Annotated in this window: 24 protein-coding genes; 10 read left to right on the top strand and 14 right to left on the bottom strand. The window is 61.8% G+C overall.

Annotated elements, in window-relative coordinates; genetic code table 11:
- From KGJ62_14305 to KGJ62_14295, 3 genes are all read left to right on the top strand, one after another.
- Positions 1–453: hypothetical protein (locus KGJ62_14305; protein MDE2127750.1), on the top strand; the 453-nt coding region annotated here is incomplete at its 5' end.
- Between the two features lie 420 nt (positions 454–873).
- Complete coding sequence (locus KGJ62_14300) at positions 874–2,451, top strand: D-aminoacylase (protein ID MDE2127749.1); 1,578 nt, start codon at positions 874–876, stop codon at positions 2,449–2,451.
- A 150-nt stretch (positions 2,452–2,601) separates the two neighbouring features.
- A complete protein-coding gene (locus tag KGJ62_14295; GenBank protein MDE2127748.1) occupies positions 2,602–3,123 on the top strand; it encodes a hypothetical protein in 522 nt (173 codons plus the stop codon).
- Between the two features lie 69 nt (positions 3,124–3,192).
- On the opposite strand, the gene KGJ62_14290 is transcribed toward KGJ62_14295, so the two are convergent.
- The 3 genes from KGJ62_14290 to KGJ62_14280 are packed head-to-tail and all read right to left on the bottom strand — an operon-like array spanning position 3,193 to position 9,482.
- A complete protein-coding gene (locus KGJ62_14290) occupies positions 3,193–4,569 on the bottom strand; it encodes a thymidine phosphorylase (GenBank protein ID MDE2127747.1) in 1,377 nt (458 codons plus the stop codon).
- Between the two features lie 43 nt (positions 4,570–4,612).
- Entirely contained in the window at positions 4,613–8,410 is a 3,798-nt protein-coding gene (locus KGJ62_14285; GenBank protein MDE2127746.1) for a hypothetical protein, read from the bottom strand.
- Positions 8,411–8,444: 34 nt separating this feature from the next.
- Positions 8,445–9,482: a hypothetical protein gene (locus tag KGJ62_14280; protein ID MDE2127745.1), complete on the bottom strand. Its 1,038-nt coding sequence runs from the start codon at positions 9,480–9,482 to the stop codon at positions 8,445–8,447.
- Positions 9,483–9,721: 239 nt separating this feature from the next.
- Between KGJ62_14280 and KGJ62_14275 the strand changes: the two genes are divergently transcribed.
- From KGJ62_14275 to KGJ62_14265, 3 genes are all read left to right on the top strand, one after another.
- Positions 9,722–10,033 (top strand): hypothetical protein, encoded by a 312-nt coding sequence (locus KGJ62_14275; protein MDE2127744.1) that lies wholly within the window; start codon positions 9,722–9,724, stop codon positions 10,031–10,033.
- A gap of 116 nt (positions 10,034–10,149) precedes the next feature.
- Positions 10,150–10,326, top strand: coding sequence for a hypothetical protein (locus tag KGJ62_14270; GenBank protein ID MDE2127743.1), 177 nt, complete (start codon positions 10,150–10,152; stop codon positions 10,324–10,326).
- A gap of 15 nt (positions 10,327–10,341) precedes the next feature.
- Positions 10,342–11,760 carry a nitronate monooxygenase gene (locus tag KGJ62_14265; GenBank protein MDE2127742.1) on the top strand — a complete coding sequence of 473 codons (1,419 nt, stop codon included), beginning with the start codon at positions 10,342–10,344 and terminating at the stop codon, positions 11,758–11,760.
- Positions 11,761–11,819: 59 nt separating this feature from the next.
- Here the strand turns inward: KGJ62_14265 and KGJ62_14260 are convergent, their stop codons facing one another.
- The 7 genes from KGJ62_14260 to KGJ62_14230 form a co-directional block, all read right to left on the bottom strand.
- On the bottom strand, positions 11,820–13,463 hold the full coding sequence (locus KGJ62_14260; GenBank protein ID MDE2127741.1) for a hypothetical protein: 1,644 nt from the start codon (positions 13,461–13,463) through the stop codon (positions 11,820–11,822).
- Positions 13,460–14,341: a YihY/virulence factor BrkB family protein gene (locus KGJ62_14255; GenBank protein MDE2127740.1), complete on the bottom strand. Its 882-nt coding sequence runs from the start codon at positions 14,339–14,341 to the stop codon at positions 13,460–13,462. The genes KGJ62_14260 and KGJ62_14255 overlap by 4 nt, the downstream gene beginning before the upstream one ends.
- On the bottom strand, positions 14,319–14,957 hold the full coding sequence (rdgB, locus tag KGJ62_14250; protein MDE2127739.1) for an RdgB/HAM1 family non-canonical purine NTP pyrophosphatase: 639 nt from the start codon (positions 14,955–14,957) through the stop codon (positions 14,319–14,321). Before rdgB ends, KGJ62_14255 begins: the two co-directional genes overlap by 23 nt.
- Positions 14,954–15,751, bottom strand: coding sequence for a ribonuclease PH (gene rph / locus KGJ62_14245; protein ID MDE2127738.1), 798 nt, complete (start codon positions 15,749–15,751; stop codon positions 14,954–14,956). The genes rdgB and rph overlap by 4 nt, the downstream gene beginning before the upstream one ends.
- Before the next feature lie 40 nt (positions 15,752–15,791).
- Positions 15,792–16,622 carry a glutamate racemase gene (gene murI, locus KGJ62_14240; protein MDE2127737.1) on the bottom strand — a complete coding sequence of 277 codons (831 nt, stop codon included), beginning with the start codon at positions 16,620–16,622 and terminating at the stop codon, positions 15,792–15,794.
- The gene (locus KGJ62_14235) at positions 16,619–17,032 is read right to left on the bottom strand and encodes a GerMN domain-containing protein (protein ID MDE2127736.1); all 414 of its coding nucleotides are present in this window, start codon (positions 17,030–17,032) and stop codon (positions 16,619–16,621) included. Before KGJ62_14235 ends, murI begins: the two co-directional genes overlap by 4 nt.
- A 106-nt stretch (positions 17,033–17,138) precedes the next feature.
- Positions 17,139–19,175: an N-acetylmuramoyl-L-alanine amidase gene (locus KGJ62_14230; GenBank protein ID MDE2127735.1), complete on the bottom strand. Its 2,037-nt coding sequence runs from the start codon at positions 19,173–19,175 to the stop codon at positions 17,139–17,141.
- A 305-nt stretch (positions 19,176–19,480) separates the two neighbouring features.
- On the opposite strand from KGJ62_14230, the gene KGJ62_14225 reads away from it, so the two are divergent.
- Positions 19,481–20,320: a phytanoyl-CoA dioxygenase family protein gene (locus KGJ62_14225; protein ID MDE2127734.1), complete on the top strand. Its 840-nt coding sequence runs from the start codon at positions 19,481–19,483 to the stop codon at positions 20,318–20,320.
- On the opposite strand, the gene pepV is transcribed toward KGJ62_14225, so the two are convergent.
- Entirely contained in the window at positions 20,302–21,720 is a 1,419-nt protein-coding gene (gene pepV / locus KGJ62_14220; GenBank protein MDE2127733.1) for a dipeptidase PepV, read from the bottom strand. The two genes, KGJ62_14225 and pepV, sit on opposite strands and share 19 nt — an antisense overlap.
- A gap of 103 nt (positions 21,721–21,823) precedes the next feature.
- Here pepV and KGJ62_14215 point away from each other — a divergent pair, with 103 nt between their 5' ends.
- The 3 genes from KGJ62_14215 to KGJ62_14205 are packed head-to-tail and all read left to right on the top strand — an operon-like array spanning position 21,824 to position 24,448.
- Entirely contained in the window at positions 21,824–23,092 is a 1,269-nt protein-coding gene (locus KGJ62_14215; protein ID MDE2127732.1) for an insulinase family protein, read from the top strand.
- Positions 23,089–23,898 carry a 4-hydroxy-tetrahydrodipicolinate reductase gene (locus KGJ62_14210; protein MDE2127731.1) on the top strand — a complete coding sequence of 270 codons (810 nt, stop codon included), beginning with the start codon at positions 23,089–23,091 and terminating at the stop codon, positions 23,896–23,898. The genes KGJ62_14215 and KGJ62_14210 overlap by 4 nt, the downstream gene beginning before the upstream one ends.
- Positions 23,882–24,448, top strand: a complete 567-nt coding sequence (locus KGJ62_14205) for a mismatch-specific DNA-glycosylase (GenBank protein MDE2127730.1) — start codon at positions 23,882–23,884, stop codon at positions 24,446–24,448. The genes KGJ62_14210 and KGJ62_14205 overlap by 17 nt, the downstream gene beginning before the upstream one ends.
- Positions 24,449–24,496: 48 nt before the next feature.
- On the opposite strand, the gene KGJ62_14200 is transcribed toward KGJ62_14205, so the two are convergent.
- From KGJ62_14200 to KGJ62_14190, 3 genes are all read right to left on the bottom strand, one after another.
- The gene (locus KGJ62_14200) at positions 24,497–24,835 is read right to left on the bottom strand and encodes a histidine triad nucleotide-binding protein (GenBank protein MDE2127729.1); all 339 of its coding nucleotides are present in this window, start codon (positions 24,833–24,835) and stop codon (positions 24,497–24,499) included.
- A gap of 11 nt (positions 24,836–24,846) precedes the next feature.
- On the bottom strand, positions 24,847–25,593 hold the full coding sequence (locus KGJ62_14195) for a hypothetical protein (protein ID MDE2127728.1): 747 nt from the start codon (positions 25,591–25,593) through the stop codon (positions 24,847–24,849).
- 209 nt (positions 25,594–25,802) lie between these two features.
- Positions 25,803–26,297, bottom strand: coding sequence for a hypothetical protein (locus KGJ62_14190; GenBank protein MDE2127727.1), 495 nt, complete (start codon positions 26,295–26,297; stop codon positions 25,803–25,805).
- Positions 26,298–26,325: the final 28 nt, after the last annotated feature.

Below are 26,325 nucleotides of genomic sequence, written 5' to 3'. Positions count from 1 at the left end.
GCCGGCTCCGCCGCCGCATCCCGAGCCGACCAGGGTGGCTGCAAAGATCGCAGCCGCAAGATAGGCGCTCTTCATGGCTTGCTTTCCTTCTGGGGGATGAATGGGGGCGTGTCAGTACCCGAAATAGAACGGATAGATGATGGCCGGCGGGAACTGGTGTGGTCCCGGGCAACGCCGTACACGCATTCCCGCCATAATGACGACGCTGGAACTTGGCGCCGAGCGGAAATGCGGGATTCCGAAAAGCAGCACGCACAGGAGGGTCAACGCAAGCTGATTAACGGCCAAGTCGGACGGGCCGCGTTGCGTTGCGTTGCGCGGCTGCCTGAAGTGTTCCGGTTCATCGGCGCTACTCCGTTGAATCCCAATTTCGGCCGTCCGATAGCATTGTACGACAAATACCGCCAGTTGGCAACGAATCGCGTTGCCTCATCGAAAACCTGGCCGAAGTAAAATCGTTGCCTCATGGTAAAACCTGACCGTAGGCCCGAAAGGTTTGCGGGCCTTCGGGAGGAGTGATAAGCGGCGCTGGCGGGCAGCGACACACTACGAACGACTGATTCTAGCGCATGCCCTACGGCGAGACAAGGCCGAAGCACCCGGGCAGATGCTCAATTCGCTAAACCCGGCCGACATTCAGGGGCGGATACTGGCGGCAAAGCCGGCACGACGGAAGTCCGCACGCACCGCAGGGAAGGCCAGTTGATGAAACGGCGACCCTTGCGCGCTATGGTCGGCGGCGAGGCGTGTCCGCCAGCCGCGGAACAGGGCTTTCGGGCACGGCGTCCGTCATATTCTTATTTGAGGCAACGAATCTGCAAAAGTCAGATTCTCACACGGTGCGCCGCCCAGTGGCGCAGCTCGGGAGAAGCAATGACGAGTTCAGGGACGGTGATTCGCAACGCGACGATCGTAGACGGCAGCGGCGCGCCCGGCTGCATTGCGGATCTGCACTTTGTCGACGGTTTGATCGTGGCCACAGGCCGTCTACCAGCCACGATGGATGGTGTGGAGTCGATCGACGCCACGGGCCTGACGGTTGCGCCTGGATTCATCGATATTCACACGCACGCAGACCTGGCGCTTCTTGCCCACCCGCAGCACCTGCCGAAGGTGATGCAGGGCGTTACCACCGAGGTGTTCACAAACTGTGGGCTCGGATTCGCACCCGTAACCGGCGAAGCTCTGGCCGTGCAGCGACGGTACCTGGGTGGCTTGTTCGGTGATGCGAGTGACGGCTCCGTTGATTGCAGCTGGGAGAGCGTCGGCGATCTCCTGTCGCAGTACCAACGCACCGGAATAGGCTGCAACGTCGTCTATCTTGCGCCGCACGGTGCGGTGCGTGTCTCGGTGATGGGTATGCAGAACCGGCCTGCCACCGACGGTGAGCTGAACGCGATGGCCGCGCTGCTGGAAGAAGCAATAGCGGATGGCGCCTGGGGCATGAGCACGGGACTGTGGTATGCACCCATGCGTTCGGCATCTCGCGACGAGCTAGTCAGGTTGTGCCGAACCGCCGGTTTTTTTGCCACTCACCAGCGTGACTACGGCGAACGCCTGTTTGAGGCCACGCGAGAGAGCTGTGACATCGCGCGAGAAGCCGGCGTTCCGGTACAGATATCGCATCTCCAACTGAACGGGCCGGCCAATGCCGGCCGCGCCGGCGAGCTGATTGAAATTCTGGAGCGGGAGCGCGCTTCCGGCGTCGACGTGACCAGCGACATCTATCCATACACGGCCGGGTCGTCGCTGCTGCAGGCGCTGCTGCCGGAGTGGTGCACCGAGGGTGGTCCGGTGCGGCTGGAGGAGCGGCTGAACGATGCCCAGCAGCGTTCCGCTATAGAACGCGACCTGGCGGCGACAGGTTTCAACTGGGAGCAGTACCGGCTCTCCGGCGCGCAATCTGCCGACGGTGCCCGGCATGAGGGCTGGCGTTTTACCGACGCTGCGGAGGCGCGCGGCATGAGCGTGCCGGCCTGGTTGTGCCGGGTGATTGCCCAGGAGCGGTTCGCCGCCTGTTACATCAACCACTCGGCGCATGAGGGCAATGTACGCGAGATGCTTCAGTGGCGCCACCAGATGATAGGCAGTGACGGGCTGCACCTGCGTGGTACGTGCCATCCCCGCCTGTACGGCTGTTTTCCACGCGTGCTGGGCCGCTACGTCCGCGAGGAGCGGATTCTAACGCTGGAGGATGCAATCTACAAAATGACGGGCAGTCCGGCAGCTCGCCTTGGGCTCGATCGGCGTGGACTGGTGCGGCCCGGTTACGCGGCTGATATCGCGGTGTTCGATGCGGCGCGCATTGCCGATACCGCAACGTTTGAAGCGCCGCGTTCAACGCCGATTGGCATTGAGTGGGTGTTTGTTAACGGCGTTGCAGCGGTTCGGCACGGAAAACCTACGAACAACCTGGCCGGCGCCGTGCTGCGGCGGCGGCACAGCCTGTAGCCGGCCACGCCGATTCGCGAATGCTCCAGGTGAACCGTGAAGGAATATGCGGTGCGGAAGTGGAACCGGGTACAGTAGTGGCAGGTGTTCGGCTGTTTGCTGCGGCTTGCTGCCGCGGCATACCCTGAAGCAGAAATAGGAGGAGGCTCTGTGAAACGCTTTCTGGGAACCGGGCTCATTGCCCTAACCTTCGGACTGGTGCTGGTTATGTCGCCCGGCATATGCCGTGCTCAGGATGGCGAGAGTACGCCGGAGTTAGCCAAAAACTGGACGCTCCGCGTAGGTCCGTATTTTGTAGGCAGCGAGGCCGCCTCACGCAAGATCGGCAACGTGGCGTTCAGCGGCATGGTTGAGCGGCAGGTCTACACCGGGAATCAATACGACATCACCGTTGGCATCGGCTACAACGGTTGGGACACTGTCTACAGCATCCCTGTGATGGTCAACCTTATCGCGCACAAGGACAATCTGCGCTACGGCGGTGGCGCCGGTTATTCGTTCGGGAAGCGCGCGAGTGGTACCGGTACCGACGGCGCAGCCGCAATGCTGCTGGTGGGATACGACCTGGTTCACGGTCCGAATCCGATTTCGGCCGACTTGCGCTACTACTTCATCAGCGGATCGAACAGCGAGCTGAATGGCTACAGCCTTACGCTGGGTATGAAGTTCTAGTTCAAATCGGGCATTCGGCGTTCCGGAGTTTGCAGCAGCCTTCCGCCACCGGCGGAGGGCTGTTGTTTCTTATTGGCGGCCGGTGCGCTCTGCGCACCGATCGCCATACCTATGGTGCGATGGTGGAAGGGGCCCTTCCAAACCGATTATCATGGTCCGCGGCGCTCGCTCGCTCGACCTCTCTACGCCAATCTTTACTGCGGCCTGCATCCGGGCCGTCAGGATGGAGTGTGCGGCACTACTGCTGTGCAGCACGGCAACTTCATCTCCCCGCTCCACCCTCTGACCCGGGCCGGCGGTGAGCAGCACGCCGGCTGCGGGATCGATACGGTCACCGGGTCGGAACCGGCCGGCGCCCAACTCGCTGGCAATTCGGGCAACAAGACTTGCGTCGATGGAGCGTACGAAACCGCTCGATGTGGCCCGCACCGGGAATCGGTACGGCGCCACGGGCAGCGAGCCGAGCAGAGCGTCCAGGTTATCCGGCGCGCCCTGCGCCGCCGCTATCTGAACCATCTTCCGCAAGGCTGCCCCGGTGCGCCACACCTCGTCCACTTTGGCAGCTGCCACCTCCGACGAGCATTGCAGCGCCAAACGAAGGCCAAGCGCGGCCAGCAGGCCACAGTGTGCGCGCAGGTTACTGTCGGCGGCATCGGGGTCTTGTAATGCGTCGAGCGCTTCTCGCACTTCCAGCGCATTACCCACGGCCCTACCTAGCGGAGTGTTCATCGGCGTGATGACAGCCGCCGTTTGGCGACCTGCGGCACGGCCGAGCCGCACCATCAGCTCCGCCAACTCAACGGCATCTTTTCGCGTGGTAACGAGACCGCCGGCGCCCGCTTTCACGTCGAGCAGAATGCACCCGGCGCCTATCGCCAGCTTCTTGCTCATGATGCTGGCTGCAATCAATGGAATGGAGCGCACGGTTGCCGTCACATCTCGGATGGCATACATACGAGCATCTGCCGGCGCCAGCTCGGTACTTTGCGTGCTGAACGCCGCGCCAATATGGCGAACCTGGCTTAACGCCTCGTCCGCCCCGAGCTCCACCCTCAACCCGGGGACGGCTTCGAGCTTATCGACGGTGCCACCGGTATAGCCGAGGCTGCGCCCGCTCATCTTGAGCATGTGCAGGCCGGCAGCAGCCACCACGGGCGCCATTACGAGGGTTGTCTTGTCACCCACACCGCCGGTCGAGTGTTTGTCCAGCGTAGTTCCGGGGAACGCCCCGGCCAGATCGAGAGTACGACCGGAGGCGCGCATGGCTTCGGTAAGATGGCGGACATCGGCATAGCTGAGGCCCCGCAGTGTAACAGCCATCAACCATGCCGCCACCTGGCTGTCGGGAACCGTACCGAGAGTTACGGCCGCAACAAATTCCTGGATCCGCTCGCCCGAAAGTGACTTACCCTCGCGGGTATCGGCGATAAAGTCGGGGAGGTTCATCCACCAAAACTGCGAGGCCCGGGATCAACGCATGCCGACAATGTCAGAAGATCGTGTGGAAATCGAGATTGCACTGGAGCGCGCCGATCAGGCCCATCTGATCGTGCGTGCGGATTTCGGCGCTGATCCCCAGGGTGTGGTTCGCATCCACCTGCCGGTTGAAGCCGAGGTGGAAATGGTCGGAGTGATCGAAGAGCGTGTTGAAGCCGTTTCCATCCACGCTGTACGCAAAATCAAGGGTTGTGACGGAGTCGAGTTTCCCGGTCAGGCCGAGGCCAAATGATCGCGTGTATATTTTGGTGGCCAGGTTGTTATCGTACTTGTAGAACCACTGGCCGGTGAGGAACCGCGTCAAGGTCCGGTGGAGCGCCAGGTCTGCCGTTGTCTCCGGAGTGATGTTCCCCTTGGCGTCCTCCGGCATCGTGCCGAACGAGTATGTGAACTGAGTCTTCCGGTCAATCCGGGCATCGGCAGCAAACTTGCGCACCAGCACCTCTTTGCCATCGATGAGGGTGCGATCCTTGTACATAAAGCTTCCATGAAGCCAGCGCTTCGGGTTACTGTCGGTAACAAACTGGTACGTACGCTCAATGGTACTGCTTCCGGAGGGAAGCGTCACGCCACTGTAATCCAGAAGAAACTGGTTGTTAAACACCGTCCATGCAGCGCGCCCGGTCATCGTTTCGTTCTGAAGCTTGCGCTGGTCGTTGAGCGACGCATAGCGCGCGGTAAACGTGAGTCCGTGAACCGGCCCCCAGTTGAACGGCTTACCATTGCTCAGGGCGATATCGGCCGTATCCTTGGTATTGACCGCGTTGTTGTGAGCCTCATCGAACTTGGCTGCCAACGTAATGTTCTGCACCGGCTGGCCCTGCAGGCCCACGGAGACGGTGTCGCTGTTCAGCTTGTTGGTAGCGGTGGTTCCCGCCAGCCCGGCAACCACGGCAAACTGCTTCGTTGCCTGCCACTGTATGCCAACGGAGTTGGTTGAATAGGAGGGGTTCTGAGCATCGGCGGTGAGTTCAGAATGGCCCAGGCTGAACGAGAAGAGGCGGGTTGGCTTGGCGTGGACATTCACGTCAACGGAGTCCTGAAACTGGCCGCCCGGTAGCACGACGTTTTTCTGATCAAACTGGAAACTGTTTGGCTGCGTTTGGAGCGATTCGAGATGCAACTCCGAGGATTGGAGCGTTGGCGCGCTGTTGACCACTGTGGTCAGGTTATTCTGCGAGAGCGACAGCGACAGCCCCTTGGAGAACGACTTGACCAGCGAAAACAGGCTGGAGACCGTGCCGTTTCGCTGACCTGCTGCGGATGCCACGTCGCCATCGGCCGTGTACGCCAGGCTCATGGTTTTGTTTGCGATATAGCTCGCGGCCTGGTGGAACTTGTTATGCAGAAGCTGGTCCGGCGTATCGGCAGCGTTATATCCTGTGCCATCCAGCGTCAAGCCCTTGAGCGCCACCCAATGTCCGGCCCAGTCGGTGCGCTGAAAGCCAAGCTCGGCCAGCGCCAGGGTTTTGTCGGCAGGAGCCAGTGCGAGGTCGCAAGCGCGATCGAAGGTCTTCGCCACCGCGCCGGTATCCCAGGTAAAGTTGAGATTCTTGCCCGCGATGTTGAACGACTGACGGTCCAGTTGCGCGGCCATGATGGCGCTTACCGACCTGGCATCCGCACCTGCCTTCAGCGCGGCCGCCACCGCCGCAGCCGCAGCGTCACGGGTGAAGCCATAGTGCAGCGAATGGAAGGTGAGCTTAGTAAGTTTGTTAAGCTGCCAAATGACATCAAGCTGGTTGCGGGAGAGTCCGTATTCGTTGCCGAACTGAGCCTTCTCAACGTCGGTGAGCGTCCCGATGCGGTCAAAGGCGTTGCTGATACTCTGCGACATCCAGTTAACCGATAGAGCCCGATTTGTAAACGCAAGTGCGGAGCGCTGAATTGCCGGAGATCCGGTCGAGGTAGAGGCCGTTCCCGGCGCGACTGCCTGCTGCGAGATGTCGGCGATGCGGAACGTGTTGACCGTTAGCGAGCTCGGATTCTTGTTGGATCCCAGATTCATGGCCGCGCTCATAGCCGATCGCTCGAAGCCCGTCTGCTGGGCCGCCTGCTGCATCATGACGGGCGTGACCTGCGCGGCCGGTGCGTCGGGATTGAACTGGCGCAATATGTCGAGAGCCAGGTACCGCTTGTCGATATCTGTGAGCGCCGCTGCTCCGGTAAAGAGCGGATCCACGCGCCGCCCGGTGAGGTCCAGGCTCAGCAGCGGACTTGAGAAGCGGATTTGCTGCCGGTCGAAACCGGCAGCCGGTGTTGTCCCTTTAGCCACCGTCGCCAATGAAACGTCGGAAAACGAAAAAGCATCCGACTTGCCCAGCGCCAATCCGGCCATAAGGGCGTTGCGGGCCATGCCCGCCTCAGCCGCTATCGCATTGCGATCCCCGGGCGTTACCTGCTGAAGCATCGCCTGCGGATCGTAGGCGTGAAACACGTCCAGCGCCAGTGCGCCTTTTTGGGCATCGCTAAGATCGCCCAGCCTGTTGAACGCTGCGTCGGTGCTTCGATGCATCCAGTTGAACTGAAGCGCGTGTTGATTTAGACTGACCGACTGTTCCTGCAGGCTGCCATCTTTATCGCCAAAGCTCTGGCTGTTCATATCCAGCGCGCCGGGCGCCGAGGGCGGCTTGCCTTTGGCGTGGGCGCCGTTGAGGGTAAAGCCAATGCCGAGACTGCGGGACCACAATCCGTGCGCCTTCTGTAAATCGGCTTTGTTGGCATCGCTGAGGCCGGCGAACCGGGTGAATTGATCGCCAATCTGCTGTGAGTTGTAGTTCAGATGCATTGCGCCGGTCTGCAGCGCCGCAGTTTGCTGCAGAATGGAGCCCTTGCCGTCGTTGATCGTGTTGAAGCCGAGGCTGATACCATCCTGTAGGCCAGGCTTTGCGCCGAGGGAATAACCAAGCGTGAGGCCCGTCCGCTTGATACCGGTCTCGGACTGCAGTTGCGTTAGCTGCTGGACGGCGGCTGCATTTCCAGCGTTTGCGGCGCGAAGTGCCTCGAAGCCGCCAAACTGGCTTCCCACATCCTGATACAGGCCCTTGATCAGCCATCTTCCCTTGCTGAGGTTCAACGACTGCACGATGAGGTGATCGAGACCAGCCTTTGTTGGCCCAGTCACGGGCGCGGCCGGCGCGGAGCCGTTCAGGTTGAGCGCCAGGTTGTTGCTGCGGGAACTGTTGGCAAAATAGAGCAGCCCCGACCAGGTGCCGGCCAGGGAACCGCCAATCGTGTTGTTCAACGACAGCCCGTATGTGGAGGTGCTCAGCCCACTGGCTGCATTGCTGGACGAACCATAGAAGAGGCCGACGTGTGCGGCCGAACCGAAGCTGAGCTGGATACCGGGCGCTTGGGTTCCGGAGTTGGGCACGTCCTTGGCGTCGAGGTACCGGTATGTGACGGTTACGTTATCACCGTTAGAAAGCGAGCTCGCGAAGAAAATGGAGCCGGAAGGCGCATCCAGCCAGTAGTCTCTGTTCGGCTGCATTACTCCGGAAGGCCCGAACATGACCACCGATTGCGGGAGAACGTTTCCGTGGGAGAGGTTGTAGCCTGCTCGCGTACCATTTCCACCAAGGATTTCGTGAGCGGCAATTCCCACCGGGCCGGCGGCTGAATCCACCTGGGTGGTTGGCGCCGGAGTAACCATTGCAGGCGAACCGAAGCTTCCAAGTTCGTTCTGCGCAACGGCCGCGCGCGTACACGCAAGCGCGCAGAGACCGATTGAGATCGGCCAGACTGCCATCAACACATTACGAACCGAGTTGTGGGCGCTACGAGTCGGCATGGTGTTTAGCGCCGCGCAATGCGGCGCCGGATCGTCAGAACGAGCTATCGATGATGGAAATTGCTGCTACGTGGCGTTTGATATTCTCCAGTGTTTCGCGGCTGTAACCCATGTTCATTGCCGCAATCTGCTGCTTGACGTCCATCCCGTTGAAGTGCGATGCCGGCGGCAGTTCAGATAGCATCAGGCGTCCGCGGTGGACGACTGGCGGAGCCGGTGCAGGGCGCGCTGCTTGTGGTGGCGTAGCAGCGACGGTGACGGCTCGTACCGGGTGTTCAATTCCCTTGGCTGGTACCGGCTCTTGCGCGACCTCCGTAAACGAATTGGCGTCACTTTTGGCCATGAAGTCAGCAGAGGCATCGGACTCCGACGAGGCCAGACTGACGGCCGGGGGCGGCGGAATCATGTTGATGTCTGGCGGCCACGTAACACCCGGTATGTGCTGCCGAACTTGCGTGCGTGCAGCGTCTGGACGAGCCGCGGCCGTGCGTGGCGAGGGCGTCGTAACCAGGTTCAGCGCAATCCGGGATGCCGTTTCCAACGCGTTGGCGGCGAGTTGGGAGGCAGCATCCACGCGATCAGCTTCCGGCTGGAAGAGCACAGGACCGGAGACCGGCCGGACGCGTCCAGGCGCAACCGCGGCAGCGGCGGCTGGAGCGTGATTGGCGTCGCTAATCAACGACGAGCGGGCGAGCATACCCTCGATGGCGTTCCGGGGCGCGGCGGTTCTGAGCACCATGGCCAGAAGCAGCACCGCTGCACAAGCCACGGGCGCGCCTGCAAGCGCGACGCGCTTACGTGCGGCCTGCGGTGCGACCTGGTCGGGCGCGCTTGCGCGAACGGCCGCCATGATGTTTTCGGTAAGGCCCAGCGGCGGTTCGATGTCGCCGATCTCAAGCATCGTGACGCGTGTATCGCGCATCACGCGCAACGCGTCAGCGAGGTCCGGTTTCGCCTCCAGCAGGCCGAGCAGTCGCTCGCACTCCTGGGGCTCCGCTTCGCCATCAAACCACGCGTTGAGCGCGAGCAGAATGGCGTCGTCTTCGTAGGGTCGCTCAGAATCGCTCAACATTTGATCGCACCAGCAGCAGCGGGCACCCCCGAACGGCGACGCCACCGTCTTGAACAGCGTTGCCGATTATGTTCCAACCTTGTAAGACGCACAGGATTCTCGAAAGTTGCACGCCGCCCCGCACCCTGTCGCAGATTCGCGCCGTGTTGGTGGACGGGGTCGCCGACGTTGGAATCGAACCATTTTTCTGATAAAATGACACCGTGCATGCGCGATTACCGTACTGAGATGCGGCGGGCATGGAGAGAGGCACGATCATGCTAATTCTGTTCTGGCTTTTGTACCACATCGGACCGTTGGTTGCCGGCGGAATCTGCTACGCAGCCTCGAATCGGTGCCGTGGACGCAACGCACGCTTTATGTTTCGGTACGCTGCAGCCGGATTCGTCCTTCTGATGCTGCGCGTGTTCAACTGGCCGTTCGGTTGGCTGCCGCTGCTCAACTTTGTAATTCAGTTGGCGCCGGCTGCGCTCTGCTTCTTCATTGCGCTGCACTTCATCACGCGGGAGGCACGGTCTCAGCAGCGGGGCGAATTCACCGAGCGCGCCTGAGTGGGGCCTATGCCGCTTCGGTGCAGTAGCGCACGCCGGCGGGAACCGAATACGGGATTTGTGCAGGGCACCGGCGCGGGCAACGCGGTCCGATCCATAACCGGCGTGTGCCGCCCATGCTCGGTAACCATCTGCAGATCGTCACCGTAGGCGTCGGACCAAGCTCACGCGGCGTGCAGCTGCATTACGCTCGAGTGGTGTGGGCATTGACCGGCCGGGATGGTATTCTCAATGCAGTTGCATTGACGTCCGCACGGGTCAACAGCGCCGAGACGTGCAGCCCGGGGCGGTAGCGAAAAGAGGCACCTATGGCACCTCGTCCGACCATCATCCAGGGAGGGATGGGGATCGGCATCTCCGGCTGGCGCCTGGCTCGCAAGGTGAGCGCAGCCGGACAGCTTGGCGTCGTATCCGGGACGGGTATCTGGGTGCTGGCTGCGCGCATGCTGCAGGACGGCGACACCGATGGTCACCTGCGGCGCGCCTTTGCAGCCTTTCCGAATCAAGAGATCGTCCGCGAAGTGCTGGAGCGTTATTATCAGCCTGGCGGCCGGACCGGTCGGCCATATCGCGCTGCGCCGATGCTGAACCTGAAGAAGGCGCAAAACTCGCAGCAAGCCACGCTGGATCCGAGGTTGGAGAACCTTATGGTTCTCGCCAGTTTCGCGGAGGTGTGGCTGGCAAAAGCCGGGCACGACGGCGTGGTCGGCATAAACCTGCTTGAAAAAATCCAGTTGATGCAGATGCCGGTGCTCTATGGCGCCCTGCTGGCGGGCGTCGACTATGTTCTGGTTGGAGCCGGAATGCCGATCCAGATTCCGGAGGTTCTTGACTTGCTGGCCGCGCATCAGCCTGCAGCGTACAGATTGCACGTGGAGGGTGCTGCCCCGGAGTACGCCTACTCCGTGTCGTTCAACCCGACCCGATTTGGTTTGACCCACCTGTCACTTAGCCGGGCCAGCTTCCTGGCAGTCATATCGACAGACATCGTGGCAACCATTCTCGCGAATCGCGCGAAGGGATCTATAGAGGGCTTCGTTGTTGAACGCCCGACGGCGGGTGGTCACAATGCGCCGCCGCGGGGCAAGGAGGTTGACGCCTCGGGCCAGCCTGTATACGGCGACAAGGACAGGCCGAATCTGAGCAAAATAGCTGCGCTGGGCCGACCATTCTGGCTGGCCGGATCGACTTCAGACCAGTTGAGTGAGGCCCGTGCCCTCGGCGCGGCCGGAGTTCAGGTTGGCACGATCTTTGCACTGTCGCAGGACTCGGGCTTGGATCCCACTCTGCGTGCGCGAGTGATAGCGAAGGCACGGGCCGGGGAGCTGGTTATCCGCACAGACGGCCGGATATCTCCGACGGGATATCCGTTCAAATGCGCAGAGCTCGAAGGTACGATCACCGATCTGGAGATGCCGCTGCGCCGGCAGTTGTGCGACATCGGCGCGCTTCGGACGCTCTATCGGAACGCAGATGGGCAGGTCGGTTACCGCTGTCCCGCTGAGCCGTTGGATCACTTCATTCGGAAGGGCGGGCGCGAGGAAGATGCGCTGGGGCGAGCGTGCTTATGCAATGGTCTCACGGCCACGATGGGCCTGGGCCAGGTGCGCCCCGGTGGCATTGACGAACTGCCGCTGGTAACCCTGGGCGATGATCTGGGTTTCCTGACGGCGATGCCTGACGACTATACCGCGGAAGATGCATTGGCATATGTCGCCGCGCATTAGGCGCCGATACGGCCCGCTCGCCGTGGGTGCTCGTGCGCAAAACTCCCTTCGTCAACCGCCTAGAACCACGATGCACCGCGCCCGTGCGCGCCGGACTCTGCGCAGCAGCGCAGCGTGGCCGTTCGAAGCTCACGGAGCAGCATGGCAGTCTGTTCTGCACCGTTGCCGTCCGCCGACGTTTTAACGGTGGTCGCAAACGGACCGGCTTTGGGCAGCAGCGACCGTGCTTCCAGGTTGGAGAGCCGGTTGAACGCAGCCTGCGCTGCCGGTGTGCCGGCAGTTTGCAGCCGGTGCGCCAGCACAACCGACTTTGCCAAACGGATGAACCGTAACAGCTTGCTGTCGGCGATTTCACTGGCTTCGCCCTGTTTCTCGCTGATCTCTACACGGTCATCTGCATCCAGCAGCTTCTTCCACCGACCGGAGACTGCCTGGTCGGTGAGGGCAGTCAGGGCATCGTCCAGTTCCGGCTTCGCCTCCGGCGCATCCGGATGCTGCAGCGACGGCCACTGGGCCAGTACGTAGCGGCTGGCCGACTGTTCCTGACGATTGAGGCTGCGAATTGCTCCCGGATCTGTCGTCGACCGCATACCTGCGTTTTTGCCGAGGCGCTTCACTGCTTCGTTGTAAGCAATCTGGAACCGACTCGGTCCGCGTAGCTTGAGCTCTTTTTGCAGTGCCGACAGTGCCGCGCGCTGCGCCGGACGCGCCCATTTCAACAGGTCCTTGAATCGCGTGGCCGTCACGGCGGCATCGGACATCGGTACAAACCGCCGCAAGAAAACATCGCTCGTACAGACCGGCACGTCAATCGATTGATCATGTATGAGCGTGTAGCAAAACGCTTCGTCCATGCCGACCCGCCCATCATGGTTGTAGTCCGCGCCTTCCACCTTTCGCCCTACCCGATCGCGGCCAGTGAGCGCTGCAAAGAAGTAGGAAGTGAAGTCGTGATACTCCGCCTCGTTAACTGCCGTTGTGCAGCCGGCCGCAACCCGGTCCTCTACTGTGGCGAAGAAGCCGACGAGGTCACGCCGGACCTGCGGAGCGCTCGGATCACCATTATCGAAGAGCAGATTGCCAAATGCCCCAGAGAAGCACTGGACCATGACAATGGTTACCGGAGTTGTCGCCGGAAGTCGAGCAATTTCAGCGGCGAGCGCGCGCACCGAAAGGCCGCGGGACTCATTCCAGGTGTCGTAGTAGTTGTCTTCAATATTGCGGCGATTTGGGCTGCCGTGCCCCGTGAAGTAGATGAGGACCGGCTCCGTCGGATTAGCCACGGCAAACGACCTCAGACGGCCGAAGGCGGAATCGATGCTGCTCTTGCGGTTTGAACCGTCGATATTCCGACCGATGGCAGGCTGGCGAAACTTGATGGTTGGGTCATCCTCGGTGACGCGATCCAGCGCCAGCGAGAGCACGCGCGCGCCGAGTGCCCGGTCGGAGGACGCATACTCCACAGAGCTTGCGCCGGCATCGCCGTCGGCGAACAGGCTGGTGACGGTGGCGCCTGATGGCAACAGGCGGCCCACGTACCGCATGTTGCTTTCTATTGCAACCTGGTTGTATTGACGGCTCGGTCCGCCGCCCACCATGAGGACGGCGATTTGAGCAGGATCCGCCGGACGTTGGACGGCGCCAGGCAGTGTCAGGAGCATGGCGATGGCTGCCAGGAATTCAAACAGTCGATAACGCGTCATAACACCTCCGCGCTGCCGGCCACGCGCGCTCCGGGCAGGTTGACTCCACGCCGCACCGTATGCAGCCGAACCAACTCTGCCCCACCCAGAAATATCGCCATACTGTACCACGCCCAAACCACCACGATAATCAGGCCGGCTGCCGTGCCATATACAGCGTCGTAACTGTTGAGATGCAGCAAAAGGACGGCAAATCCGATCTTGGTCGTCTGAAACGTTAGTGAGGCTATAGCCCCTCCGGATAACAGGCTGCGCATGGTATGACCAGGCTCAAGCAGCCGGCTGTAGAAAAAGGCGAACTCAAGCGCTGTAAGCCCAACAGTGGCGACGACGAGCATAACAGCCGCAATGTGTCTCCAGCCGGCGGAGTGCGCGTGGAGGTGCAGGTGCGGAATAAGGCCGGTGAGAAACACGTCGCCACTCAACATGATGATGGCGGCGGTAGCGCACTCCAGCGCCACCAGCCGGCGATGAATCCAGGTCCGTACCGGCGCAGAGTCGGAGGCCGTATTGAGCGCCGCTTCGACCGCCAGGAAACAGCGGGCAACGGTATACGCAAGGCTGAGCAGGCCGATAATCCCGATAGTGGCGCGATTGTGCGCTGTGCTGGCAAGTACGCTGCGCAGCCACGGCGCGCGTACCGGTATGTACGCCTGCACTGCATGGAGCACGGCCGACGTGCGGGCGGACGAAGCGTGCACCACGAACCCCACGACAGACATGGAGACGACAAGTGCCGGCACCACGGCCAACAGGGCGCTATACGCGCAGGCGGCGGCCATCAGGCTGTAGTGCCGCCTGTTCCATGCGGCTACAAACTGCACCGTAAGGCGCAGGTCGGCAAGAAGCGGCTCGCTATTGCTGACGGACGCCGGCATCACTATCCTGAACGATCTTGCTGAGGATCTCCGCGGTTGCGCGAAGTGCGTTGCTCCGGTGGCTGATCCGATTCTTCTCCGCCGGCGCCAGCTCGGCCATGCACCGACCATCTGGAAGTTGGAAGATCGGGTCGAAGCCAAAGCCATTCACACCGCGCGGTTCGGTGGCGATGGTGCCGGCGAGGTGGCCGGCGCAGCACACGGTATTGCGACCGGGCACCGCAATGGCGACCACGCAAGTAAAGCGGCAGCTCCGTTCGGCTTCGGGCCGGCCCTCCATCAGCCGCAAGATTTCGGCGATCTTTGCCGGCATAGGCGTTGCTTCACCGAGGTATCGGTGCGAATGCACACCGGGAGCGCCGTTGAGCGCGTCTACACTCAACCCGCCATCGTCGGCTATCGCCGGCAGGCCCACCAGTGAGCGGGCCGTTTCGGCTTTGAGTACTGCGTTCGCCTCAAACGTGTCTGCGGTCTCATCTATGGGCGGCAGGGAGGGATAGTCAGCTAGAGTCCGCCAGTCAATGGGCAGATCGGTGGCCCGCAGAATCGCCAGGATCTCAGCAGCCTTTTGCCGGTTCGCACTCGCAAGGATCCAGACCCGCCGAGCGCCGCTCATGCGGCGGCGACTGCCGCGCGCTGACGCTCAAACAGTTCGGCCGCGCCGGTCGCGGCCAGGTCGAGCAAGCGGTTCAACTGCTCGCGACTGTAGGGAGTCCGCTCGGCCGTGCCCTGGACCTCGATATATGCTCCGGCGTCGGTTAGCACCACGTTCATGTCAACATCGGCAGACGAGTCTTCAAGATAGCAGAGATCCAGCAGTTCTGCGCCGCCGACCACCCCAACACTTACGGCCGACACCATCGCTTCCAGCGGCATCGTGGCGAGAACGCCGGCGGCAAGCATCCTGCCAAAAGCCATGTGCAGCGCCACCCAGGCCCCGGTAATCGCGGCGGTGCGGGTACCACCATCGGCCTGAAGGACGTCGCAATCGAGCACAACCGTCCGCTCACCCAGCAGATCCATACGCGTAACAGCGCGCAAGCTGCGCCCGATGAGGCGCTGTATCTCAACGGACCGTCCGCCCGGCCCACTGCGGTTTTCGCGCGGAGAACGCGTGTTGGTGGAGCGCGGCAGCATCGCATACTCGGCCGTCACCCAGCCCTTGTTCATGCCTTTCAAGAACGGCGGGACTTTGTCATCTACGGAGGCGGTACAAATGACCTGGGTGTTGCCCATACCAACAAGGCAGGACCCTTCGGCGTTCGGCATGAAGCCGGTTGTCAAGGAAACCGGTCGAAGCTGGCTGGCTTTGCGCCCATCGGGTCGGGTCACGGCAGTAAACTCCTTGAAGAAACGCCCGGAATCGGGTCCGACCGGCGCAATGCGGTGCGGGACAAGGTGCCGAGCCATTCGGCATGTGCGCTGCAAACTCCTGTGCGGCGCACCGGTATCAGGTCGGCAATCCCACCGGAAGCAGCAGTTCGTCGCCCTTCCACACAGCTTCCGCCACCGTGAAGTCCGTGCCATTCATCATGGCTGCTGCCTGCTTCTGCAGCGTGTGGCGCGAGCCGGTGGTTATCAACCGTCGCACATGTTGCGGGCCACCGTTGTTGAGCGAAACGTAAGAGCGGAGCAACTGCGCCGTGGCTTCTGCCGGGTCAACGAACCGCACCTCGGGAGCTGCCGCGCGAAGCACGGGCAGCAGGAAGGGATAGTGGGTACAGCCCAGCACCACGGTACGGGCGCCGTAGGACTGTACCTGCGCCATCCGCATTCGCGCCGCAACCACGGCTTCTTCGCCTGTGGTGACCCCGGCCTCTACCAGAGGAACAAGCTCGGGGCAAGCCAGCTCGCCGACCTCAATGCCCGGATCGATTCGGTGAAATGCCTGTCGGTACGCCTGCGATTCCACCGTGCCCTTCGTAGCCAGCACCGCGACCCGGTTTGTTTCCAATCGCGCTGCAGCCGCTGCGCCGGGTTCAATGACGCCGATAACGATGAGGTTGCGGTGTTCGGCGCGGACGATTTCGTACGCCACCGCGCTTGAGATGTTGCACGCCATAACAATGTGGGTGCAGCCGGCCCGCACAAGAGCGCGGCATATTGCCGCCGCGTAATTGCGGATCTGGTCGAGCGGCCGGCCGCCATAGGGCACGTTGGCCTGATCGGCAACATACAGTGTAGGCAGATTCACGCCGGCCGCCGCGATGCTGTTCAGCACGGAAAGCCCGCCGACACCCGAGTCGAAAACGCCGAGCATTTCGGGATTGGCGGCGCTCACTGGTTGTGGCCGGATCGCGAGTCAGACGACTCATCGTCGGCGACTCCGCGGACCGGAAATGGCGTATCCCAATCGGTAACGTCACTCCGAAACGGGCCGTCGCCGACGCGGACCCGCATCGAAGAGACTCCCGGCGTATTGGAGAGCGCTACCTGCAGCGCGTGTTGAACCAATGACTCGTTCGATTCGCCCATATCCGCAAGATGCGCGAACGCGCGATTGAACTGTATGGTCGCAATCCCGCGGTGAACCCGCACACGCTCAACGCGCGTGCCGGTGGGAAAGTGCGGATTAGCCGAGGCAGCGTCGGCCTGAAGCAGGCGCGATACCGCCTGGAGCGCTGCTTGAGCGCTGCTTGGGCCCCGCAGCGTAGGGGACTTGGAAGCCGGCGCAGCGACGGTGGGCGTCAAGCGAACAACCGGCGCTAGTGGAGCGGGCTTGTGACCAGCACAACCGCAAATGCCGGCGGCAGCGGACGTCACGACCAGAATCAGCCGGTGAGTCCGACGCACCCGCTTAATGACCATCCTGTGAACCACCGTCGCCCGGCAGCGGCGGCGGTGTATCGGTAGGCTGGATGGTTTGCTGATCTTGCGGGTTTGCTGTCCGACCGCCGACGCCGGCAACATAGTCGGACAGGCCCTGACAGATAGCCTGCGCCACGTTCTCCTGAAAATCACTGTTCTCCAAATGTGCAAGATCGCGCTGATTGTTGATGTAGGCTACCTCAACAAGTATGGCGGGCATGGTGCTCATACGCAGCACGGCGAATCCGTGAGCATACATTATGCCATCCGAAAGCGCGCCGCGACTTGGTAGGCCTGTCACAGCCGAGACATCGCGCTGAACGCACTCGGCCAGTGCGTGGCTGCTGGGATCGCTAAGGTGGTAGTAGGTGCTGGTGCCACTTGCAGAGTTTGGCGTGCCGTTAGAATCGTTGTGGATGCTCACAAAGAAATCGGCGTGCGCTGCATCGGCCATGCGGGGCCGTTCGTACAAGTCTACATTCACGTCGGCATCGCGCGTCATCAGGACGTTGGCGCCCTGGGCTTCAAGCGCATCGCGCAGCCGCAGGGCGATCGCGAGAGCGATGTTCTTTTCGTACACCACGCCGCGCCCGTCATGGCCGGTAGCACCCGTGGAGGTACCGCCATGCCCGGGATCAACAACAATCAACTTGCCCTGAAGCGTTCCGCCGGAATGGCGCGGTGTCCGGAGATTGAGCACGATAGCGCCGCGCGATTCGTCAACGGTGAAGCCAGCGACGCGGGTAGTTGTCACATCGATCCGGGTACCGGTGGCCGGGTCACCGTCGGGCACAACCCGCAGAGCTGAGATGATCCCGGACGGCGAACCCGGCGAGATCGATGTGGCTGCTACGGCATTTGGAATGTGGATGGCAAGTCCCGATCCGTCAGGCTGGTACTGTACGGTGGGACGCACTTTGCCACTGGTCCGTATGACCAGGCGCGTGGCGCCGGCCACGTCGTCGACGCCGATGCCGGTGATCGAGACTGGGAATCCGCCACGGACGACCTTGCCGCCGCGATAAGCAAGCTGTGTACTATGGCGGATCGGCGCCGCGGCGATTGGTGACCAATGAGCCGGCGCAGTGTGGGCTACTGCCCTGGCTCGCGGTCCCGCAGTGCCGGTCGTATGATTGAGATCATCCCCGAAGACGTTGAGGCCCACCCCACCGGCGGAGGCGGAGGTGCTGTCGGCACGTGCAGCAGCGATGGGAGTGCGAACTTGCACCGAGGGCTGCTTTTGACCGACTGCCACCTGTGGACTGTTGGCCGCAGTTTCAATCGCTACACCCACGGTATTGCTGCTGTTTCGAGCATTATCGGAATCGGTAATCGACATGCCCGGCCGCACGTCCAGCACGACACGCGCTGTTTCCACCTCAAACTGGCCGGTATGGATGCTGACACCGGGCTCAACCGATCTTGCGCCTTCTTCGTTTGCCCAGGCGCCCATAACGTCGATATAGGCCCGCGGTTGCCTGCCGGCAAGAAAGCGCGTTCTATATGGCGTTGGAAGTGATGTTGTGACCGTGACGCCGGTGGGCTTGTACTGCACGCCCGTAACTCGGGCAAGGAAATAGACAACACCTCGCTGGGCGCCGCTGACGCCTTTCGGCGGATCATCGCCATTGATGACCACGGCCGAGAATGCGCGCGCAACATCGCCCAACGCGACCATTTTGCGGCCATCAATGGCGGTAAGCGCGATATCCGCGTGCTGGCCCGTGCTCGTGCGTACAACCGAGACAACGTCACCAGCCGGCGCCACTACCGCCTGCATGCCGAGCTCCGGAAAAACCTTAAGTGGAACCCAGATATCGGTTCCATCGGACAATGGGGCAACAGACGAAACAAAATCGGACCCGAGAATCCGCAGCCTCACAGGATGCAGATTTGCCAGACCGGCCGCGGGCAAAGAAGCGACCGAAAGAAACGCGGCTGCCAGTACCGAAGCGCCAAAAACGGCTGCTCTGGCGAGCACCCACCGCTTGCGCCGTTCGTGCGCCTCTGCCGGCACTACGGGCATATGGACCTCCTGCTGCTGGTTAACGCGGCAACAATCTGTTTTGAGAACTGCTTGTCAAAACGAGCTTCCGGCTCAGGCAGGGCAGTCCACGCCTCTGATGGGCGCGTTAACGGCACGATGCAGGTCAATTCACACCAGCCAGTATAACTCATGAAGTAGCGCCTGACAACTGCTGCGTGCAATTTTAGTTCCAAATCTGGTGGACTGGTAACGACCTTGCGCGGGAAGTATGCAGGAAGCGGCCTGCCATGGCTCGAACAGCGCGAGCGTGAAGCCACCGTGCGCGGTAGAGAGGCAGGTTCAATATGGCTACAGACGAGCAGGTATCCGTTCTCCCGGACTTGAGCGACGCCTATCCACTGGATGCCGGCTCTGTGGAGCATTACCGCACTGAGGGCCACGTGCTGCTGCGTGGCGTGGCATCGCCGCTGGAGGTTGCGGCATACCGCCCCGCGATCGCTGCCGCGGTAGCCGCGTACAATCGTGAGACGCGTCCGATGGAGGAACGTGACACCTACCACAAGGCGTTTATCCAGATCACAAACCTATGGCAGCGCGACCAGACAGTGGCTCGCTTCGTGCTGGCGACGCGTTTTGCCGAGATTGCCGCCAGACTGATGGGCGTGGATGGCGTGCGACTATACCATGACCAGGCGCTGTTCAAGGAGGCCCACGGTGGTTTGACGCCGTGGCATCAGGACCAGTTCTATTGGCCTTTGGATACCAGCGACACCGTCACCATGTGGATGCCACTTGTAGATGTACCCGTAGAGATGGGCGCACTCACGTTTGCAAGCCGCTCGCAACAAGGCGGCTTCCTCGGTCATATCGGCATCTCCGACGAGTCACAGGAGGAGTTTGACCAGTACGTTGCCGGGAAAGGCTACACGCCCACGTGCAGCGCGATGCAAGCCGGTGACGCCACATTCCACTCCGGCTGGACGCTTCACTCCGCACCGGGCAATAGTACCGACCAGGTGCGCGAGGTCATGACGGTGATCTACTTCGCGGATGGGACTCGCGTTATGGCGGACCCAGGCAACGAGAACAGACTGGTTGACCTTGCCGCCTGGCTGCCTGGCGTTGCCCCCGGTGAACCAGCGATCAGCCCGCTGAACCCATTGCTCTATCGCGCAAGTTCGTAGAGCGCCACGGCAAAGACCTTGGCGGCATCCACGACGGTGCTGATAGCGATACGCTCGTCGGGCTCATGAGCGGGTCCATCGGAGCCACCCGGGAAGCCGGCGCCGTATGCCACGGCGTTTGGCGTCGCCCGCGCGTACGTGCCCCCGCCCATAGTGCGCGGCTGGCTCTCCTCATCGCCGGTGGCCTCACGGTAAACCCGAAGCAGTGTGCTCACGGGCTCTTTGTCGAGTGGTACATAGAGCGGCGGCTGGTCGTGGACCTGGTGCAGGTTCCACCCAGCGGTCGCACCCGCAGCCATGGCGGCGCTGCTGACGCGCTGGATGCTCCAGGTAACCGGATATCGGATGTTCCATGTGGCCAGCGCACCGTTCTGGCGAGTAAACTCGAAAATGCCAAGGTTGCTGGTCAGCTCGCCGGCCACTTCGTCTGAGCCCGCTATGCCCAGTCCGGTGCCATCCGGACCGGATGCATCCACAAGAAACCGCAGCCACTTCTCATCGGCCGGTAGTGCGAGGTGAAGCAGGGCATCGGCGAGCCGGATTACGGCGTTGACGCCATCCATCGGGCGGCTGCCGTGGGCCGATTTGCCAACGGCGTGTACCTTCAGTTCAGCATGCTCAACGGTGCTGGTCACTCCCTCGGCGCCAAGCGCGTCGAGCGCGGCGGCGGCAGATGCTACCGCCTCGGCAGATCCGGCAAGCACTGCATCGGCACTATCCGGCACCATATTGGGTCGGCGGCCGCCACTCAAGCTCGTGACACACAGATCGCATTCCGCCGGTTGTGAAGCGTAGTGGAGCACGATGTTCGCGATACCCTTTTCGGCATAGACGAGAGGGAACCCGGCATCGGGCGTGAACGCAAATACCGGCCGCTCCTCACGCGCTACCTCCCAGTAGTGGTGCACGCACTGGAAGCCACTCTCCTCGTTACACCCAAAGATAACGCGCACGCGCCGGCGCAGCGGAAGCCCGGAGTTCAACAGTGCGCAAGCGCCGTAGAGCGCTGCCCAGGTTGGCCCTTTGTCATCGGATGAACCGCGGGCATAGATGTAACCATCCTCTATCGTGGCGCCGTAGGGAGCATGCTTCCAGCCATCGCCCTCCGGTACCACATCCAGATGGCCAACAGCCGCAACCATCTCATCACCTTCACCGAATTCGGCATGGCCGGCGAAACCATCCACGTCTTTCGTGCGGAAACCAAGTTCGGCGGCGTGCGCAAGCGTGAACGCGAGTGCGCGCTTTACCTCGGCGCCAAATGGCGCGCCCGCCTCGGCCGCAGCTTCCAGGCTCGGAATGCGGAGTACGCCCTGAAGCGATGCGACCATTTCATCGGTATGGTCGTCAATCCAGGCATAGAGACGGGCTGTGGACTCGTCCGAAGGGGGCTTCAGCATACGGATCCTCTCTTAAACCAGGTGTTCACAAGGGCCGATTATAGCAGACGCGGGCCGCCTGCGGCCCGTCAACCTCGCAACAACGTGCGGGTATCATAGCCAAATGAGCACAGAGTTCCATGTCGAGGACGTTCGGGTTACCACCCTATCGAACGGTCTGCGCGTTGTATCCGAGTCGGTTCCATACGTAAGATCAGCCGCTGTTGGACTCTGGGCCGGCGCGGGCTCCCGCGATGAAACTCCCCGGAACCGGGGCATCTCGCACTTTATCGAGCACATGCTGTTCAAAGGAACCTCCCAACGGACCGCGCGCGAAATCGCCTCGGAAATCGAGAGTCGCGGCGGCCACTTGAACGCATTCACAGGTAAGGAGTCCACCTGCTACCACGCGCGGATACTCGCCGACGATTGCGAGACAGCTGTGGATGTGCTCACCGACATGCTCTGCAACTCGCTGTTTATGGAAGAAGAGATTGAACGGGAAAAGGGCGTGGTGATCTCTGAGATCAAGATGTATGAGGATTCGCCCGACGACCTGGTCCATGATGTGTTTGAGAGCACGTTGTGGCACGGGCACCCTCTTGGCGCCCCGGTCATCGGTAGTGAAAAGACCGTTGGTGGCTTTACTCGCACCGCAATCACCGGCTATATTGCCGAGCGGTACCGGCCCGATCGGATCATACTCTCGGCCGCGGGCCTCGTGGACCACGACCGACTTGTGTCACAGGCCGAGCGGGCGCTTGGCTCGCTTTCCGGAGAGGTAAAGGCGCGTGCGGCCGAGCCGCCTACACCCACCACAAAACGGAAACAGATTCACAAACGCGACGTGGAGCAGGTCAGCTTCTGCTTGGGCACCGGGGCGTACAGCAAATTCGACCGGGAGAAGTACTCGCTTTCGATACTGAACGACGCTCTGGGTGGAAACATGAGTTCGCGGCTTTTCAGCGAGATTCGCGAGAAGCGCGGCCTGGCCTACGCGATCGGTTCGTACGCGCGCACGTACAAGGAGGGCGGTCTCTTCTGCGTGTACGGCGGCACCAAACCGGAAGCGCTCGATCAGGTTATTGAGCTTACTCGGGCCGAGTTTGCGCAAGTACGCTCGGAAGGTTTGACCGAAGAGGAGATTGTGAAAGGTAAGCGCCAGGTACGCGGCGAGCTGGTATTGGGTTTGGAGAGCATGGCTGCCCGGATGGCGCGCTACGGTGAGCACCTGCTGACTTTTGGGCGCGTGATACCGCTCAACGAGATTCTGGCTGAATACGACCGGGTCTCAGGAGCAACCATCGCAGAGGTGGCGGACAAGGTTCTGGATCTCGACAAACTTGCACTTGCCACCGTTGGTCCGTACGGAAAGTATGGACAGGCGGCCTGAGCGTGGCTGAGCTTCGCGTGATTGTGTCCGGCGCGCTAGGCCGAATGGGAATGGAAGTTGGGCGCGCCGTGGCAGGCGCCACGGATCTGCAAATTGCGGCCGGGTACGATCCCGATCGCGAGGCTGCTAAAGCTGCGCTCTGGCGTGACGCAACGGGCGGAGCGCTGCTAGTCGGCGAATTATCGGAGGCCCTCGCGGTCGGTGGGGACGTATTGGTGGATTTCACGCACGCCGATGCGGCTCGGCTGAACATCCGCGACGCTGTGGCCGCCGGTCTGCACGTCGTCCTGGGCACCACCGGTATCGCACCTTCCGATCTGGAAGCGGTTGGCGCCGAGGCGGCTGCGCATGGTACGGCGATCCTGTTCGCTCCAAACTTCGCCATCGGCGCCGTATTGATGATGCAGTTTGCGGAGCGCGCGGCTGCTTACCTGCCGGATGCGGAGATTGTGGAGATGCATCATTCCGGCAAGCGCGACGCGCCATCCGGAACCGCAAAGCTCACCGCGCAGCGTATTGTCGCCACAAGGTCAGCTGCCGGTGCGGTACGCACTCCTGGACCGGCCGGACCAGCCCTACCCTCTCGCGGACTCAACGTTCCGGATGAAAACGGAGTGCCTGTGCACAGCATCCGCTTGCCGGGTTTGGTGGCGCATCAGGAAATAACCTTCGGCGGTGCGGGCGAGACGCTGACAATACGCCACGACTCGATGAGTAGAAGTTCATTTATGCCGGGAATACTGCTGGCTATTCGCCGTGTGCACCAATTCCAGGGACTGGTTACCGGCCTTGAGCATTTGCTCTGATCGAGTTGACCTGCCTGACTTACTGCCAGACTATCTGACTGTTGGGCTCGGAGTGGTTTTTGTAGGGTCCGCTCCCGGCATGGCCGCCGCGGCACAGGGCCACTACTATGCCGGAACCCGCAACCGGTTCTGGTCACTCCTCCACGAGACCGGGTTTACCGATCGCGAGCTCCGCCCTGAGGATGACGAGCGCATTACCCGGTACGGCATTGGCCTTACCGGCCTGATGAAGTACATCGCCATCCACGCCAACGCCGATCTGCCGCCGCCGCCTGCTGCCGATAAGCAGAAACTCTGCGACAAGTTGGCAACGTACCGGCCCGACGTAATCTGCTTCAACGGCAAGGATGTGTACCAGATGTGCTCCGGCACACCCGCGTCGTCCTGGGGATTGCAGCGCGAACGGTTCGCGGACCGTCCGGCGTTTGTTGTTGTGAGCACTAGCGGACGAGCCGACGCGTGGTCGGCGGACCGGCGCTACCTGTTTCACGAGTTACGGGCGTTGGTCACCCTGCCGCAGGTGGACTATTCTGCGACGGCGATGCGGTAGTGCCGGCGACCGGCGGAATATGGCGCTCTCGCCTTCTTCACGCCGGATCTAGCCGGGCGGCCAATGCATCTGTCGACCACCCAACAGGTGGAAATGCAGGTGCCCCACAGTCATGCCGCCATCGTCACCGATGTTCGCCACGACGCGGAAACCGTGCTCCGATATGCCGAGCACCCGCGCAACCTGCTGTACCGCCAGCATCGCACGCCCCAACAGCCCGACATCGGTGATTTCCATCAGCGTGGCGATATGCTGTTTGGGAATTACCAGCACGTGCACCGGGGCCATCGGGTTGAGGTCTTGAAATGCCAGGAACTCCTCGTCTTCCCACGCGACGGAAGCCGGAATCTCCCGGGAGCCTATGCGGCAGAAAACGCAATCGGTCATGGATCGAATGCCTAGCCCCGGTAGATGAGCACCAGCAATCCGATGCCGGTGAAAATGGCGAACCAAATCCAACCGCCCCGCAGCCTATCCACAGTTGGCGCCCGGCCGGACCATGCGTACGCGGCAAAGAATGTGGCCAGGATTACAAAGCTGAGAAAGATAGGCGGAACGATGCCGGCCAGGCACACCGCCCAGGCGCCAATCAGGCCGAGGGCTGTAAACGTCTTCCCGGCCGCCTCTGCTACCGGGGGAGCCACGCGATAGCCGAAACCCGCATCACGCCGGCGCAGCAATCCCCTGGAGCGAAGGGTAGCGCCGACGTGCAGCAGAATGACGGTTGCCACCAATGAGATGGGTATGCCATGACGGCCAAATGTGGCGCCGCACTCCAGCCGCAGAAGCGGATTCGCCATGCCGCTGAGCAAAACAACGGCAAACCACCAGCGTTTGACCCGGGCCGGCGGCACGCAGTACAGCAGCTGTCCAGCCACCATCGCTAACAGCAATAATGTCAGGATGTGCGACAGCCAGAGAGAGCCCAGAAGTGCGACGAGTACGAACGATACGGCAAGCGCCAAACCGAACGGCGCCGGCTGCAGCCGCTGTTCCAGCGTAAGGTCCGTATACTCGTTGATGCCGTAGAGGCCCAGCCAGAGCACCGATGCAACCACGATGGTCGCGCCGAGGGGGTACGGATGCAAACGCGTGCCGGAAAGCCAGGCGCCAAGCGCAACCAGCAAGACCGTTTTTGCAAGCACCGGAAGCCGGTGAGCGGGGAATACTTCGGACCAGTGCGCAGTGCGGGTACCGCGCAACTTCGACGGGATTGCCACCGGCCAGAGCCGCGCGCGTTCGTCCATGACTCACGATCATACCACACGCAGCCTGCCACGGTGAATACGCTTCACTGCCGATCACACAAATCGAATTGGCAACCGCGTCGCGTAGCGAAGCAGCGCCCACGATGCTAGCCGTCTGTTGCGGCCGGCCGGTCCGACGTGGCGCCATGGGAATCTGCAGGTGCTCGAGGATCGAGGGTTCGCATGCGCCGTTCCCATCGCTTGGCGATCACTGCGCGAACTTCGCGCCCCATAAACACTATTCGTCCGGAGTGGCCATGCGTCGGCGTGCCGGTGATGAAGTGGTAGATCACCTCGTCGTCAGCGATCTCGCGCTGCACATAACTGATGTTCTCGGATGCGCGATGCCCCCACCAGGCGTAGAAGATGGCGTCGAGATCGAACAGGGTCTTAACCGGTCGGACGACCTCGTAGCGCGCAACTACCTCCGATTCCGTCGAGAGGAACATGCCGCGAGCTGCAAGGCCAAACTTTCGGCTGATGCGCGTAACGTCCTTTTCGAAGATCGAGAGGTCTTCGGCAATACCGTTCTGGTTGGTTATGCCGTTCAACCACTGTTCCCCGTACTGAGCGATGAGCATCGCTTTTACGTCGTCGTACATGTTGCCATTCACTTTCCGGCTGCGCCCT

This window comes from Armatimonadota bacterium (assembly GCA_028871815.1).
GTDB lineage: Bacteria > Armatimonadota > Chthonomonadetes > Chthonomonadales > Chthonomonadaceae > REEB205.
The sequence above is the reverse complement of the archived record's forward strand: the minus strand, read 5'-3'. Positions and strand labels throughout refer to the sequence as shown.